Origin of the sequence: Streptomyces bambusae (genome assembly GCF_020532645.1) — a bacterium.
Classification (GTDB): domain Bacteria; phylum Actinomycetota; class Actinomycetes; order Streptomycetales; family Streptomycetaceae; genus Streptomyces; species Streptomyces bambusae.
This window is the reverse complement of sequence record NZ_JAJAUZ010000019.1, coordinates 71628-86004: the sequence shown is the minus strand read 5'-3', so window position 1 is coordinate 86004 and position 14377 is coordinate 71628. Positions and strand designations below refer to the sequence as shown.

The following is a 14377-nucleotide window of genomic DNA, read 5'->3' as shown; positions in this document are numbered from 1 at the left end:
CAGCCGGTCAGTCGTCCAGGCCTTCCGCGGCGCGCTGCTCGCGCAGCTCCTTGATCGCGCGGCGCTTGGCGAGGCGGTGGGTGCGCCGGATCATCGCCTCCTGGTAGCGGCGCTTGTCCTGGTCGGTCTCGGGGAGCACCGGCGGCACCTGGCGGGGCTTGCCGTCGGCGTCCACGGCCGCGAACACCAGGTAGGCGCTGCCGACCTGGGTGGGGGGCGTGGACTCGTTCCACCGCTCGGCGAGCACCCGTACGCCGATCTCCATCGAGGAGCGGCCCGTCCAGTTGCACTGGGCCTTCACGTGCACGAGGTCGCCGACGCGCACCGGCACCAGGAAGGCCATCTCGTCCATGGAGGCGGTGACCGCGGGCCCGCCCGAGTGCCGCCCGGCGACCGCGCCCGCCGCGTCGTCCACCAGCTTCATGATCACGCCACCGTGCACGGTACCGAGCAGATTGGTGTCGTGACTCGTCATGATGTGGCTCAGCGTGGTCCGGGAAGCCGCGGTCGGCTTGCCCTGGAGATCACCGGATATGTCTGTCATGAGGCCACCATAAGCCGGTGACATCTGCCCGGACGTGCAACAGCCCGGGCACGAAGTGGGCCCCGGCCTGTCGGAAGGCCTGCGGCGGCAGGCATTCTTGGGGCATGAATGACTGGCCCGATGGGTGGACCGACAACGGCGGACGTGACCAGCGCCACGGACGCGGCAGCGGCCACCCGCAGCCCGACGGACCGCAGCGGATGCGGCACGTGCAGCGGCAGCAGCCCCCGCGCCCGCAGCGCCCGGCGGGCCCGCCGCCGTCCGGGTACGGCGTGCCGCAGCAGCAGGGCCGGGAGCACGACACGTTCGCCGGGTACGACAGCGGCTACAACACGGGCCAGGTCTACGGCAACCCGTCCGGCGGCCAGGGCGGCCGGCCGGGCGGTCCGCCGGCGCCGCCGTCCGCGCGGCCGGGCCGGCCGCCGCAGCCCGCGCCGGACTGGCGCAAGCGGATCAAGGTGGGCTCGATCGTGCTGGCCTCGGTGCTGGTCGTCACCACCGTCGGCACCTACTTCTGGGCCGACTCCAAGGTGCGGCGCGAGGTGGACCTGTCGAAGGTTATCGAGCGGCCGAAGGACGACGACTGCACGACGTACCTGATCGTCGGCTCCGACAGCCGCGAGGGCATGTCCGCCGAGGAGAAGAAGAAGCTCCACACCGGCTCGGCCGAGGGCAAGCGGACCGACTCGATGATGGTCCTGGCGGCCTGCTCGGGCGGCAACTCGATGATCTCGCTGCCGCGCGACTCGGACGTGGAGATCCCGTCCTTCGTCGGCTCGGAGACCGGCAAGAAGTACGCGGCGAAGGGCCTGCGGACCAAGCTGAACGCGGCGTACGCGATGGACGGGCCGGAGCTGCTGGTCCGTACGGTCGAGTTCAACACCGGGCTGCGGATCGACCACTACGCCGAGATCGGCTTCGCGGGCTTCGCGAACATCGTGGACGCGCTCGGCGGTGTCGAGATGAACATCGAGAAGGGTTTCAAGGACAAGAAGTCCGGCGCCGACTTCAAGGCCGGCAAGCAGACCCTCAACGGCGAGCAGGCCCTCGCGTTCGTCCGCACCCGGTACGCGTTCGCCGAGTCGGACCTGGCGCGGACGAAGAACCAGCAGAAGTTCCTGTCGGCGCTGGCGAGCCAGGCGGCGACGCCGGGCACCATCCTCAACCCGTTCCAGCTGTACCCGACGCTGGGTGCGGGCCTGGACACGCTGATCGTGGACAAGGACATGGGCCTGTTCGACCTGGGCGAGATGTTCTTCGCGATGAAGGGCATCAGCGGCGGCGAGGGCACGTCGATCAACATGCCGATCTCGGGCAGCCGCGGCGGCAACCTGGTCTGGGACAAGGCCAAGGTGCAGCAGCTGGTCAAGCAGATCCAGAACGACGAGAAGGTCACCGTCGGCGCGAACTGACGGCGGCAGCACGGGTACGGGACTGCCCCGCGGCCGGGGACGGCGGCGGGGCAGGAGCGTGTCCGGACGGCGGGCGCGGGCCCGTCAGTCCCGGAGGCTGATGTTGCCGCGGCGGCGCACCCCGTCGAACTTCGCCGGGTCGATCTGCGGCCGCGGGGCCGGTTCGGCGGCGGCCAGCCGGATGGTCTCCCGGCCGGCCAGCGCGATCCGCCACTGCCCCAGGTGCGGGCGGGTGCCGTGGGCGCCGTCGGCCTCCTCGTGCAGCCGGCGCACGGCGTGCTCGCGGCGGTCGTCGAGGACGCCCGGCACCAGGTCGAGGTGGCTGCCGGGGCGGACGTACGCGTCCTGGCAGAGGATGCGGCCGACCGCGAGGGCGGCCTTGTAGCGGTCGCCGTCCACGGACGCCTGGCCCGGCGGCGCCTTCGGGTCCTGCCAGTCCGGGGTGTCCGCCTGGGCGAGGACCGGCGGCCGGCCCGCGAGCCGCAGGCCGTCGCAGTCCAGCAGGAAGACGGCCGGGGCCGGGCGCAGCGTCCACAGCACGTTGGCCTGGGAGAGGTCGCCGAGGATCAGGCCCATCGCGTGCAGCCGGTCCAGCAGCTCGACCAGGGCGACCGCCAGCACGTAGCGCTGGGTGGGCGCGGGCTGCTCGACGGCCTTCCAGGCGGCCTTGGCGGGGCGCAGCAGGTACTGCAGCTCCGTGAGCCGGGTGCTGCCGTCGCCCGCGGTCCACGTCATGCTCGCGGGCGCCTCGTACATCAGGAAGCCGGTGACCTGGCCGCGGTCGGTGACCCGGCACAGCGGCCAGGCGGTCGCGGTGTCGAGGACGGCCCGGTCGGGGGCGGCGAGCGCCTGGCGGACGGCGACCAGGTCGGTCAGGGCGCCGCCGACGACCTGGCGCGGCTCGCGGTAGCTCTTGTACAGCACGCCGGGCAGGCCGGTCAGGGTGTGCACCTCGCCCTGGCCGCCGTCGCCGATCTTGCGGTCGGGGTGCAGGCCGCCGAGCGGGACGTCGGCGCCGTCGTCGATGGTCACGGCGCGCCCTCCCACAGGCAGACGGCGGTGCGGTCGTCGTCGTAGGACTTCACCCGGTACTGGAGCTGCCAGAGGAAGTCCACCGGGCCGGGGACGGGGGCGTGGCAGCCCCAGTTCTCGGCGAGGAAGCCGCGGATGCCGGGGTCGCCGGCGAGCGGGGTGGACAGGCCGTCGGTGCACAGCACGAACAGGTCGCCGGGTTCGGCCGGGCCGAAGATCCGGGCCTGGGTGTGGCGGGTGCCGGGCAGGGCGGCGGTGCGGGTGTCGATGATGCCGGGGGCGGCGTCGGGGCGGGCGGGGGCGTCCACGTCGAGGATCCACTCGCCGCCGCGGAGCAGCGCCGCGCCGCCGTCGCCGACGGCGAGGAAGCCGCGGAAGCGGAGCTGCGGGTCGAGCGGCACGAGCAGGGCGCGCAGGGTGGTGGAGTACTCCTCGGGGCGGCGGCCGGCGGCCGCGGCGCGCTGGGCGAGGCGTTCGCCGGCGGTGCCGAGCACGGAGTTGACGAGGGCGGTGAGGGCCAGTTCGTCGCCCTCGCCGATGCAGCGGACGAGTTCCGGGGCGTGCGGGTCGAGGCCTTCGGCGAGGTCGCGGCAGACGGCCTGGGAGCCGATGTGTGAGCGGGCGGCCGAGCCGACGCCGTCGGCGACGGCGAGGAGCAGCAGCCCGGTGCGGGGTTCGCCGAGCCGGGCCACGGTCAGCGAGTCCTGGCGGGGCTCGCCGAGGTGCCGGTGCGAGTCGCCGCGCACGGAGGCGGCCCGCACGGTCAGTGCGCCCTCGGTGGCGCCGTCGACGACGAGGTCGGGGACGGCCGCGGCGTCGGCGTCCCCGCGGACGGGTACGGCGGCGCCGGGCGCGGTCGAGTACAGCGGCGGTTTGGGACCGCTGAACAGCGGGTCGCCGAGGCGGGGGGCGGTGGGGACGGGGCCGGCCGGCGGGGCCGGGTCGGGGGGCGGGACGGACAGGTGCGGCTCGGCGGGTGCCGGGGGTGCGGGCTGCTCGGCGGGGGGCGCCGGGGGCGCCTCGGGGGCGGCTCCGGCGGCGGGCTCCGGGGCGCGCTCCGCACGGGCGGGCTCCTCCCGGGCCGGGGTCCGGGGGGTGGGCTCCTCCTGCGGGCGCTGGTACGGGTCCTGGAAGGCGGGCACCTCGTACCCGGGGACCTCGTAGTCGGGCACCTCGTACGGCGGCGCCACGGCGGGCGCCCCCGCGTACGGGTCGGGTCCCCCGGAGCCGGGCACCCGCGGGTCGGGCGCCCCGGCGGCGGCCCGGGGCTGGGCATGCGGCGGGACCTGGGCGTGCGGCGGGACCTGGCCTTCGTAAGGGACCTGGCCGTCGTAAGGGGCCTGGGCGTCGAACGGGACCCGGCTGCCGGGCGGCGCGGCCCGGTGGTGCTCGTGCGGGACCCGGCCGCCCTGGGGCGGGACCTGGTCTTCGTGCGGGGCCCGGCCGCCCTGGGGCGGTGCGTGGCCCTCGTGCGGGAGCAGGCCGTCGTACGGGACCGCGGGCGGCGGGACCTGGGACGGGCCGAAGCCGTACGGCTGGGCGGGGCGGGTGCGGGAGCCCGGGTTGACGATGCCCGGGGGCAGGCTGTCGAAGGCGTCGCCGAGCACGTCGGCGGGCGGGACGCGGGGGCCGTCCGGGGTCATGTCCTGGTGCATGCTGCGCGCCTCAGAGCTTGTCGAGGGACACGGTGGTGAAGCCGGGCACGGTGTCGTCCACGGCCAGGTTGAAGCCGCCGCCGCCGTCCGCCGCGATGCTGTTGGCTGAGCGGACGATGGACCGGGTCAGGCTCGCGGCGAACTCGCGCAGCGCGGCCGCCGGCGAGACGCTCGTGTCCTCCTGCATGAAGGCCCGGAAGTTGGCGACGTGCCCGATGGTGTGGCGGTCGGCCTCGCCGATGCCGAAGGCGATGATGTTCGGCCGGTAGCGGGCCTCGGTGAGGTCCTTGTGGGCGTCCATCCAGCCCTCGTCGGTGGGGCCGCCGTCGGAGAGGAAGAAGACCACCGGCCGGTACACCTCGTGGCCCTGTGCCTTCAGCGCCTCCACGTCGGTCTCGATGCTGCGCAGCAGGGTGCGGAAGGCCTCGCCGTACGCGGTGAGGCCGCCCGCGGCGAGCGCCGGCAGCGAGTCGATGTCGCTGAGGTCGACGAGCGGCTGGAGCACCGTGGCGGTGTCGGAGAAGCCGATCAGCGCGAAGCGGGTCTTGTCGGCGACCGTCGGATTGGTGCTGATCTCCTTGTGGAGCTCCGGCAGGGCGCTGTTGATGCTGTTGAGCGGGTCACCGTTCATCGACCCGGACTCGTCGCACACCAGGTAGAAGGGAAGGATCTGCACGGCGCACGCCTCCTGTTGTCAGTACGTGTAGAAGTAGATCTCGATGTCCGCGTGGCCGCCCGAGGATCCCTGGACGAAGAAGTCGCGGGTGGTGGCTCCGGTGAACATGTCCGGACGGGCCTTCGTCAGCAGGGAGTTGATGCGGCGGGCGTACTCGACGCCGCCGCCCACGTCCGGGCTGCGGCCGAAGGTGAGCACGAAGGCGGCCTTGCGCCCCTGCCAGGGCGCCGTCTTGGTGCGCAGCTGCCGCACGATCTGCGCGGTGTCTCCGGCGTCGGCGTCGAGGGACAGCTCCTTGGCGGTGCGGACCACCGCCCGCGGGCCCTTCGGCTTCGGCTTGGCGGTGGGCGTCGCCCCCGGCTTGGTGTGCGGGGCGGCCTGGGCGGCGCGCACCGGGTCGCCCTGGTCGCCCATGGCGACGAGGGCGAGCACGAGCAGCATGTCGGCGAACAGCCAGCCCGCGAGGTGCAGCGGGTTGAAGCGGGACCGCGGCCGCAGCCGGGGCCGCCGGGCGGTCACCGCGGGTCCGCGGGCCGCGGGCCGGGCCGGCCGTCCGCGGGCGGTACGGCGTCCCGGGGCTGCGGTACGGCGTCCTGCGGGGCGGCGTCCCGGGGCGCGGGCTTGTCCAGGGCGACGGCGGGACGGGCGCGGCGGCGGTCCCCGGGGGCCGGGGCGGGACCGTACGGGTCCGGGTCGTACGGGTCGCCGTCGTGCCGGGCGTACGGGCGGCCGTCGCGGGCCGGGTGCGGGGCCGGGCCCTGCTCGCCGTACCGGCCGCCGGCGGAATCCCCGTACCGGCCGCCGGCGGGATCCCCGTACCGGCCGCCGGCTCCGGACTCCCCGTACGGCCGGGCGGCCGGCAGTGCGGCCATCGCCTCGGCCAGTTCGGCGAACCGCTCGGCCGCCTCGCGCAGCGCACCGGTCTGGGCGTCGAGGCGGAGGACGGCCTGCTGGGAGGTGGCGACGGCCTCGGCGGTGCGGTCGGTGACCTCGCCGAGGCGGGACAGGACCTGTACGGAGATGTCGGTGGCCAGCTCGGTGCTGGTGGTGAACGAACGCTGCGCGGCGGCCATGGTGTTGACGGAGTCCTCGACCTGGTCGCCGGCCGCGCCGATCGCGTCGCGGACCTCGCCGCTCACGGTGCGGACGTCCGCGAGGGCCTGGCGCACCGACGTGCCGCTCTCGGCGACGGCGAGCTCCAGGCGTTCGCCGTTCTTCTCCAGCGGCCCGGTGAGCGAGGCGACGGCCTGCTCGATGTCGTCGGCGTTGGCGGCCACCGCGGTCTCGACCCGGCCGACGGCCAGCTCCAGCGGGCGGACGGCGGACTCCACGTGGGCGATGCGCTGTTCGGCGCTCTGCACGGCGGTCTCGACGGCGGCGGCCGCAGCGTCGAGCCGGTGGTGCACCTTGAGGGCCTGCTCGCCGAGCCGGCCGAGGGTGGCGGCGGCGCCGGCGAGTTCGGCGGCGAACCGCTGCGGGGAGGACAGCCGGCGCTCGTTGAGGAGCAGCTGGGCGCGGGTGAGCGCGGGGACGAGTTCGGCGAGCAGGGCGTCGGCGGTGCGCTGCGTCTGCTCGGCGCGCCGCTCGGTCTGGGCCCGCCGCCAGCCGTGCACGCTGACCAGGGCGAACAGCAGCAGGATGGCGGTGGTGGCGGCGGTCGCCACGTGTCCGAAGGTGAAGAGTCCGGTGAGGTGTCCCTCGAAGCCGGACTGCCAGAGCTGGAGGAACGGCCGGGCGGCGGCCTTGGGTTCGGCGCCGATCAGGGCCTCGTAGGCGCTGGTGGCCCGGCTCAGGCCGAACCAGGTGATGAGCAGCGGTACGAACACCAGGGCGCCGATGAACACTTCGAGCCGGGCCCACCAGACGGGCTCGGGTGCGGTGCCGTCCAGCGCGTCGAGGCTCTCAGGGCGGGCGTAGGCCGCGAGGAGGTCGAGTTCGGTCCACGGGTCGAGGTCGCCGCCACCGATGCCCTGGAGCGCGTCGGCGAGGGTGGTGAGTTCGTCGCGCCGGGAGGCGAGTCCCGGGCGGTCGGCCAGGTTCCTGATCTGTGAGGCGACCTCGGGTGCCGTCGCCAGTGCCCCTACGGGCATTCCCCACCCCCATGACAGAAAGCCGTCGGATCATAGCCCACACCGATACGGCGTCATATGATCATCCATCAGGTCGAAGGGGCTACGCATGAGTTCGGACAATCGGACCCGCGGAGTGATTCCACTGCGAGGGGCGCGGGAACCCGGCGGAAGGCTGCTGACGAGGGATTCCCCGCAGGTGCGGATCGGCGGGAGGGGGGTGCTCCAGGCCAATCTGAACTGGCTTCCGGGGGCGCGCGCGGACGTCAACCTCTGCTGCATGATCCGCTTCACGGACGGGTCGGCGACCTGCGTGCAGGCGCTGGGCGACGATTTCGGCGCGCTGGACGCGTGGCCGTGGGTGGCGCTGGACCAGGACGACCGTACGGGCTCCAGCGCGGACGGCGAGACGCTGCGGGTGAACCTCGCCCAGCGGGAGCGGTTCGCCCGGCTGCTGTTCTTCGTCTACATCTACGAGGGCTCGGCGGACTTCCGCCGGCTGGGCGCCTCGGTGACGGTGACGGAGCCGTCCGGCCCGGGCTGCCGGATCCTCCTGGACGACTCCCCGGCCGGCTCGACGGGCTGCGCGATCGCCCTGGCCGTCCCGCAGGCCGGCAGCCTCACGGTCCGCCGCGAGGTGACCTGGTTCACCAACACCGCCACGGCCGGCCCGCACGAGCCGATCGACCGCGCCTACGGCTTCGGCATGGAGTGGACGGTCACGGCCAAACGCCCCCTCCCGCCGGCCCCGGACGGCCCGCCCCGGCGCTGGTGACGAGCCCCGGAAACGGACCGAGGGCACCCCGGAGGGTGCCCTCGGCGATGCGCCCCGCGGCAGCCGTCCCGGACTGCGGCGGGGGGCGTACTACGGCAGGTTGCGCGCCATGACGATGCGCTGGACCTGGTTCGTGCCTTCGTAAATCTGCGTGCTTCAGGGTCCGGCGGTCCCCTTGACGCCCCGGCGGTGCAGGGATGACGCTCGTGCAAGTTGGCGTAAGCCACTCCACACCGGAGGCAGTCATGGCACTACGGTTCATCGGGATTGATCCAGACACCGGGCAGCAGGGCTCCCCCACCGTATGGGTGGACGAGGAGCAGGGGGAGCTGGTGCTTCAGGGCTGGAAGCCAGACGAAATGCTTGAGGCGGAGTGCGCGGCGTTCGAGGTTCCCGGGCACGCCCCGGGCATCCCGCCGCACGAAGCCGTGATTCGGATTCCGGCCCGCATGGTGCCGATGCTCAGGAAGGCGTGCGATGTCGCAGAACGAGCCGGGCTTTAACGAGCTGCTGGCCGCAGCCAAGCACTCGGCTGTGCACCTGGAGCTGCGCGACTCGTACGGCGTCGGGGATGAGGCTGAGGACTTCGAAACCTGGAAGCGCACGGGCCAGCGTGACATTGACCCGACGTCCTCCTACTGGACTCCGTGGGTTGATTTGATTCGGAGCACGGTTGCCCGAGGCGTCGCGGTCCGCCGCGCTCGCGTTGTGTCGGAACCGGTAACGGACTACATCCGGTACGAGCACGCCGGCACCGTGGTCAACCTGCACGCCGGGGAGCAGGTTCGCTGGCTCCCCAGGCGGCAGGCTTCGGACATCGCGCTCCCCGGAAACGACTGCTGGGTGTTTGACGGAGAGATCGTGCTCTTCAACCACTTCTCCGGCGATGGGAACTGGTCCGAGCCCGGTTGGGAGGTTCGTTCCGAACCCGCCGTGGCACGACTGGCCTCGGATGCGTTCGAGGCGGTCTGGGAGCGCGGCATCCCGCACGAGAAGTACACGGTCTGACCTGACGGAATACGAAGAGCCCACTCATGTCTGCCTCCCCCTCGTCCAGCGCCCAGGCCGCCCGTGAAGCCATCGCCACCCGTCTCGGGGGCCTACGCAAAGACGCGGAGCTGACCGGGCATGAGTTGGCTCTTCGGTGTGGCTGGAGTCCCGCGAAGTCGTCCCGCATTGAGCGGGCCAAGACCCCTGCATCGGCCGCCGACATCCGCGCCTGGTGCAAGGCGTGCGGTGCAGAGGACCAGACAGACGACCTGATCGCGGCGAACCGGCAAGCCGACCAGATGTACGTCCACTGGCAGAAGCTGCACCGGCACGGCATGCGCCGGGCGCAGGAAGAGGTTGTGCCCCTCTACGAGCAGACCCGCCACTTCCGCGTGTACTGCTCGAACGTGGTCCCGGGCATGCTCCAGACCGAGGCCTACGCGGCAGCTCTGCTATCGACCATTGCCGCCTTTCAAGGAACCCCTGACGACTCGCAAACGGCGGCAGCATCCCGAATCGAACGCTCACGCGTTCTCCATGACGGCAACCACCGCTTCGCTCTCCTGTTGGAAGAAACGGTGCTCCGCTATCGCATCGGCGACGCTGCCGCCATGGCTGGACAGCTCGGCTACCTGTTGGCTGTCATGGCGCTTCCGAACGTGAGCCTCGGGGTCATTCCTTTCACAGCCCAGCGGCGTGTCTGGCCCTTGGAAGCCTTCTATCTCTTCGACGGCCGCCAAGCGAGCGTGGAACTGCTCACGGCCGCAGTGAACGTCACGGCGCCCAGCGAGGTTGCCACGTACGCCAAGGCGTTCTCAGAGCTGTCCAAGCTCGCCGTCTACGGTGCACCTGCCCGCGCTCTGATCTCGGATGCGATCACGTCCCTCGGTTAGTTCGTATGCAAGCTCGTGCAAGACCGTGGCTCGCTCCGCTCCCCGCTTTCTAGGGTCAGTCCATCGACCTCGGAGGCGATCGGGAGGGCGCGGCGCGATGAAGACGGAACCGAATCGGTGGCAGGAAAAGCCGGTGGAACTGCCGGTGCGGCTGGAACGGCCTCGGCCCCGCCCCGTGCCGGGATGTGCCGAGTGCACGCGCCTGGGCCAGCTCCGGAAGGCGGCGGGACTCGAAGGCGACGGCACGACGGTGGCCGACTGCAACGTCCTGCTGCGGATGCACAGGACCGGTCACTGATGGACATGCAGACGTGGCGGGATTCCTGGGGCCGGGCCGACAACGCTTCGGAGTCCAAAGGAGGGCGGCGAGCGGTTCCCGCCCCCGCCCGCCGCGTAACCAGTCCCCAACCGTCGAGAGAGAGGGAATCTCACTGTGACGACCGTGCTGGAATCCCCCGTCGCCTTACGGCGCGGGCGGGACCTCGTCAGTCCCGAGCTGTTCGAGAAGGTGTCGGAGTTCTGCGCGGAGGAGTACGGACACGAGCTGTCCACCGCCCGCAGGATCGTGGACCAGGCCCTTGCCTTCCTCAAGGTCATGGGCGACACCCGCGCGTTCGACATGACCCCGTCCGACGCCGTGGACCCCGGATGGCACTCGTTCGTGCTGCACACCCAGGCATACGCCGCGTGGTGCGACGAGCAGTTCGGGTTCTTCCTCGGACACGAGCCCAAGGCCACCGTCCGCACCCGTCCGCTCATCGGCTCCGTGGTCGACCGCGTGAAGGCCGCCGGGTTCTACGTAGACGAGCAGCTGTGGGGTGCCGCGAAGGAGTGCAACCCGCCGGCCTGCTGCGGTGACGGCGACGGCTGCTGAGCCACCACTGAACGGAAGCGGTCCGGGCGTGGCTAAGGCGCCCGGACCGCCACAGCCAAGGGTTCCAAAGATGAGCAGCAATGACGAGGGGCTGACCGAACGAAGCCGGGTCACGGTATTCGCGATGTTCGGCACGGTCTTCGGCTACGCCACCCACCATCTTGACGAACGACGGATCGGGGACGTGGCCGTGATCGGCCCCCTGACCCCCGGTGTCGAGTGGCCACGGCTGTGGCAGATGGCCCGTTCCTGTGGCAGGCCCGCAGCCAAGGAAACCGAACTCGCACAGTGGATTCTGATCCAGGCGACCCGGGCGTTCGTCTGCGGCAGCGACCGCATCGCGCAGTTCCCCGACCAGGGTTGGAAGCTGGAGCCTGGTGGGAAGCGCGTCAGCTTCGAAGCCACCTACGCCAACCGAGATCATCTGTGGACCGGCAACCTGACCGTGGACGGTCTCAGCCCGGATCAGGTAGCCGAGCGCCTTTCGCTCTACCGAGCGTAGTTCAGGTTGGAGTTCCACCGAGCGGACCGAAGTCGCCTGACCCAACCCATACGGAAGGCCCCCGGCATCATGCCGGGGGCCTCGTCGTTTATGCAGGTCAGCACCCGTTCCGCGCCCGATGTCCGCCCAGGATTTCCCCAGCATGACGCCCAGGAAAGGCCCGGAACGGACCCGAACGGATCGGAAGCCGCTCACGGCTCCCGGAGCACCCCAGATAGCCTCTGACCTGCGAAAACCCTGCTACGGCAGGTTGCGCGCCATGACGATGCGCTGGACCTGGTTCGTGCCTTCGTAAATCTGCGTGATCTTGGCGTCGCGCATCATGCGCTCGACCGGGTAGTCGCGGGTGTAGCCGTAGCCGCCGAGGAGCTGGACGGCGTCGGTGGTGACCTCCATGGCGACGTCCGAGGCGAAGCACTTGGCGGCGGCGCCGAAGAAGGTGAGGTCGCTGTCGACGCGCTCCGACTTGGCGGCGGCGGCGTACGTCAGCTGGCGGGCGGCCTCCAGCTTCATGGCCATGTCGGCCAGCATGAACTGGACGCCCTGGAAGTCGGCGATCGGCTTGCCGAACTGCTTGCGCTCCTGGACGTAGCCCTTGGCGTAGTCGAGGGCGCCCTGCGCGATGCCGAGGGCCTGGGCCGCGATGGTGATGCGGGTGTGGTCCAGGGTCTTCATGGCGGTCGCGAAGCCGGTGCCCTCCTCGCCGATCATGCGGTCGGCGGGGATGCGGACGTTGTCGAGGTAGACCTCGCGGGTCGGGGAGCCCTTGATGCCGAGCTTCTTCTCCGGGGCGCCGAAGGAGACGCCCTCGTCGGACTTCTCGACGACGAAGGCGCTGATGCCCTTGGAGCGCTTCTCCGGGTCGGTGACGGCCATGACCGTGTAGTACTCGGAGACGCCGGCGTTGGTGATCCAGCGCTTGACGCCGTTGAGGACCCAGAAGTCGCCGTCGCGGACCGCGCGGGTCTTCATGCCGGCGGCGTCGGAGCCGGCGTCGGGCTCGGAGAGGCAGTACGAGAACATCGCGTCGCCCTTGGCGAGCGGGCCCATGTACTTCTTCTTCAGCTCCTCGGAGCCGGAGAGGATCACCGGGAGGGAGCCGAGCTTGTTGACGGCGGGGATCAGCGAGGAGGAGGCGCAGACGCGGGCGACCTCTTCGATGACGATGACGGTGGCGAGGGCGTCGGCCCCGGCGCCGCCGTAGCTCTCCGGCACGTGGACGGCGTGCAGGTCGTTGGCGACGAGTGCGTCGAGGGCCTCCTGCGGGAAGCGGGCCTCCTCGTCGACCGCGGCGGCGAACGGCGCGATCTTGGCCTCGCAGAGTGCGCGCACGGACTCGCGGAGCATGTCGTGCTCTTCGGTCACGCGGTACAGGTCGAACTCCGGCTGTCCCTTACCCGCCAAGGTGTCTCACTCCCAAAGTGACGCTAACTACCGTTAAGTAACAAGAGCTGAAATGCCAGCTTAGAGCCCGCCGGCCCCGCAGCGGTATGCGCTCCGCACGTGAGCTGCGTGACAGCACCACTCCTGCACGGCAAACGTCCCCCGAATGGGCCCGACTATGCTCGGGGGCCGCACACCGCACCGCAGCATCCCCAGGAGTACGCCCATGGCCCTCAAGATCACCGTGATCGGCACCGGCTACCTCGGCGCCACGCACGCCGCGGCCATGGCCGAGCTGGGCTTCGAGGTGCTGGGGCTGGACATCGTTCCCGAGAAGATCGAGATGCTGTCCGCGGGCCGGGTCCCGATGTACGAGCCGGGGCTCGAAGAGCTGCTGAAGGCGCACGTGGCCGGGATCGAGGGCTCCACCGGGCGGCTGCGCTTCACCACCTCGTACGCGGAGGCGGGCGCGTTCGGCGACGTCCACTTCATCTGTGTGAACACCCCGCAGAAGCACGGCGAGTACGCCTGCGACATGAGCTACGTGGACGCTGCGGTCGAGTCGCTGGCCCCCTGCCTGGAGCGGGCCGCGCTGGTCGTCGGCAAGTCGACCGTGCCGGTGGGCTCGGCGGACCGGCTGGCGCAGCGGCTGGCGGAGCTGGCCCCGGCCGGCGACGAGGTCGAGCTGGCCTGGAACCCGGAGTTCCTGCGCGAGGGCTTCGCGGTGCAGGACACCCTGCACCCGGACCGGATCGTGGTCGGCGTGCGCAGCGAGCACGCCGAGAAGGTGCTGCGCGAGGTGTACGCGACGCCGATGGCGGAGGGCTCGCCGCTGGTCGTGACGGACTTCCCGACCTCCGAGCTGGTCAAGACGGCCGCGAACTCCTTCCTCGCCACGAAGATCTCCTTCATCAACGCCATGGCCGAGGTCTGCGAGGCGGCCGGCGGCGACGTGGCCAAGCTGGCCGAGGCCATCGGGCACGACGACCGGATCGGCGCGAAGTTCCTGCGGGCCGGCATCGGCTTCGGCGGCGGCTGCCTCCCGAAGGACATCCGGGCCTTCATGGCCCGCGCCGGCGAGCTGGGGGCGGACCAGGCGCTGACCTTCCTGCGCGAGGTGGACTCGATCAACATGCGCCGCCGCGGCCACATGGTCGAGCTGGCCCGGGACGCGGTGGGCGGCGCCTTCCTCGGCAAGCGGGTGGCGGTGCTCGGCGCCACCTTCAAGCCCGACTCGGACGACGTACGGGACTCCCCCGCGCTGAACGTCGCCGGCCAGATCCACCTCCAGGGCGGCCAGGTGACGGTGTACGACCCCAAGGGCATGGACAACGCCCGCCGGGTGTTCCCGACGCTCGGCTACGCGGACTCCGCGGTCGAGGCGGCCCGCGGCGCGGACGTGGTGCTGCACCTGACGGAGTGGCGCGAGTTCCGCGAGCTGGACCCGGCCGCGCTGGCCGAGGTCGTCTCCCGGCGCCTGATCCTCGACGGCCGCAACGCGCTGGACGCCACCACCTGGCGGAGCGCCGGGTGGACGTACCGCGCCATGGGCCGGCCGCGGGCCTGAGCGGC

15 protein-coding genes are annotated in these 14377 nt (G+C 71.8%); 8 read left to right on the top strand and 7 right to left on the bottom strand.

The window, feature by feature from the left end; all coding sequences use genetic code 11:
* Positions 1–7 precede the first annotated feature (7 nt).
* Positions 8–544: an acyl-CoA thioesterase gene (locus LG634_RS15925; protein WP_226734459.1), complete on the bottom strand. Its 537-nt coding sequence runs from the start codon at positions 542–544 to the stop codon at positions 8–10.
* A 104-nt stretch (positions 545–648) separates the two neighbouring features.
* On the opposite strand from LG634_RS15925, the gene LG634_RS15920 reads away from it, so the two are divergent.
* Positions 649–1956: an LCP family protein gene (locus tag LG634_RS15920; protein WP_226734458.1), complete on the top strand. Its 1308-nt coding sequence runs from the start codon at positions 649–651 to the stop codon at positions 1954–1956.
* Between the two features lie 84 nt (positions 1957–2040).
* Here the strand turns inward: LG634_RS15920 and LG634_RS15915 are convergent, their stop codons facing one another.
* Genes LG634_RS15915 through LG634_RS15895 form a run of 5 tightly spaced genes read right to left on the bottom strand, consistent with a single transcriptional unit; the run spans position 2041 to position 7409 of the window.
* Positions 2041–2988 carry a hypothetical protein gene (locus tag LG634_RS15915; protein ID WP_226734457.1) on the bottom strand — a complete coding sequence of 316 codons (948 nt, stop codon included), beginning with the start codon at positions 2986–2988 and terminating at the stop codon, positions 2041–2043.
* A complete protein-coding gene (locus LG634_RS15910) occupies positions 2985–4643 on the bottom strand; it encodes a protein phosphatase 2C domain-containing protein (RefSeq protein ID WP_226734456.1) in 1659 nt (552 codons plus the stop codon). The genes LG634_RS15915 and LG634_RS15910 overlap by 4 nt, the downstream gene beginning before the upstream one ends.
* A 10-nt stretch (positions 4644–4653) precedes the next feature.
* Positions 4654–5319, bottom strand: a complete 666-nt coding sequence (locus LG634_RS15905; protein WP_226734455.1) for a vWA domain-containing protein — start codon at positions 5317–5319, stop codon at positions 4654–4656.
* Positions 5320–5337: 18 nt separating this feature from the next.
* Positions 5338–5838 carry a hypothetical protein gene (locus tag LG634_RS15900; RefSeq protein ID WP_226734454.1) on the bottom strand — a complete coding sequence of 167 codons (501 nt, stop codon included), beginning with the start codon at positions 5836–5838 and terminating at the stop codon, positions 5338–5340.
* Positions 5835–7409: a methyl-accepting chemotaxis protein gene (locus LG634_RS15895; RefSeq protein ID WP_226734453.1), complete on the bottom strand. Its 1575-nt coding sequence runs from the start codon at positions 7407–7409 to the stop codon at positions 5835–5837. Before LG634_RS15895 ends, LG634_RS15900 begins: the two co-directional genes overlap by 4 nt.
* Before the next feature lie 259 nt (positions 7410–7668).
* On the opposite strand from LG634_RS15895, the gene LG634_RS15890 reads away from it, so the two are divergent.
* From LG634_RS15890 to LG634_RS15865, 6 genes are all read left to right on the top strand, one after another.
* Positions 7669–8163 carry a tellurium resistance protein gene (locus LG634_RS15890; protein WP_308072508.1) on the top strand — a complete coding sequence of 165 codons (495 nt, stop codon included), beginning with the start codon at positions 7669–7671 and terminating at the stop codon, positions 8161–8163.
* 245 nt (positions 8164–8408) lie between these two features.
* Positions 8409–8666 (top strand): hypothetical protein, encoded by a 258-nt coding sequence (locus LG634_RS15885; protein WP_226734451.1) that lies wholly within the window; start codon positions 8409–8411, stop codon positions 8664–8666.
* On the top strand, positions 8641–9171 hold the full coding sequence (locus LG634_RS15880; protein WP_226734450.1) for a DUF6879 family protein: 531 nt from the start codon (positions 8641–8643) through the stop codon (positions 9169–9171). Before LG634_RS15885 ends, LG634_RS15880 begins: the two co-directional genes overlap by 26 nt.
* A 26-nt stretch (positions 9172–9197) precedes the next feature.
* Entirely contained in the window at positions 9198–10046 is an 849-nt protein-coding gene (locus LG634_RS15875; RefSeq protein ID WP_226734449.1) for a helix-turn-helix domain-containing protein, read from the top strand.
* Positions 10047–10479: 433 nt separating this feature from the next.
* Positions 10480–10920, top strand: a complete 441-nt coding sequence (locus LG634_RS15870) for a UCP032817 domain-containing protein (protein ID WP_226734448.1) — start codon at positions 10480–10482, stop codon at positions 10918–10920.
* A 70-nt stretch (positions 10921–10990) separates the two neighbouring features.
* A complete protein-coding gene (locus LG634_RS15865) occupies positions 10991–11422 on the top strand; it encodes a hypothetical protein (protein WP_226734447.1) in 432 nt (143 codons plus the stop codon).
* A 240-nt stretch (positions 11423–11662) separates the two neighbouring features.
* On the opposite strand, the gene LG634_RS15860 is transcribed toward LG634_RS15865, so the two are convergent.
* Entirely contained in the window at positions 11663–12826 is a 1164-nt protein-coding gene (locus LG634_RS15860) for an acyl-CoA dehydrogenase (protein WP_264203171.1), read from the bottom strand.
* A 205-nt stretch (positions 12827–13031) separates the two neighbouring features.
* On the opposite strand from LG634_RS15860, the gene LG634_RS15855 reads away from it, so the two are divergent.
* Positions 13032–14372: a UDP-glucose dehydrogenase family protein gene (locus tag LG634_RS15855; protein WP_226734446.1), complete on the top strand. Its 1341-nt coding sequence runs from the start codon at positions 13032–13034 to the stop codon at positions 14370–14372.
* The last annotated feature ends 5 nt before the right edge of the window (positions 14373–14377 follow it).

Excerpts from the sequence above, each read along its gene's own strand:
- LG634_RS15865 (WP_226734447.1), top strand. The coding sequence starts at position 10,991 with ATGAGCAGCAATGACGAGGGGCTGACCGAACGAAGCCGGGTCACGGTA.
- LG634_RS15875 (WP_226734449.1), top strand. The coding sequence starts at position 9,198 with ATGTCTGCCTCCCCCTCGTCCAGCGCCCAGGCCGCCCGTGAAGCCATC.
- LG634_RS15925 (WP_226734459.1), bottom strand. The coding sequence starts at position 544 with ATGACAGACATATCCGGTGATCTCCAGGGCAAGCCGACCGCGGCTTCC.
- LG634_RS15890 (WP_308072508.1), top strand. The coding sequence starts at position 7,669 with ATGATCCGCTTCACGGACGGGTCGGCGACCTGCGTGCAGGCGCTGGGC.
- LG634_RS15880 (WP_226734450.1), top strand. The coding sequence starts at position 8,641 with ATGTCGCAGAACGAGCCGGGCTTTAACGAGCTGCTGGCCGCAGCCAAG.
- LG634_RS15920 (WP_226734458.1), top strand. The coding sequence starts at position 649 with ATGAATGACTGGCCCGATGGGTGGACCGACAACGGCGGACGTGACCAG.
- LG634_RS15895 (WP_226734453.1), bottom strand. The coding sequence starts at position 7,409 with ATGCCCGTAGGGGCACTGGCGACGGCACCCGAGGTCGCCTCACAGATC.
- LG634_RS15910 (WP_226734456.1), bottom strand. The coding sequence starts at position 4,643 with ATGCACCAGGACATGACCCCGGACGGCCCCCGCGTCCCGCCCGCCGAC.
- LG634_RS15855 (WP_226734446.1), top strand. The coding sequence starts at position 13,032 with ATGGCCCTCAAGATCACCGTGATCGGCACCGGCTACCTCGGCGCCACG.
- LG634_RS15885 (WP_226734451.1), top strand. The coding sequence starts at position 8,409 with ATGGCACTACGGTTCATCGGGATTGATCCAGACACCGGGCAGCAGGGC.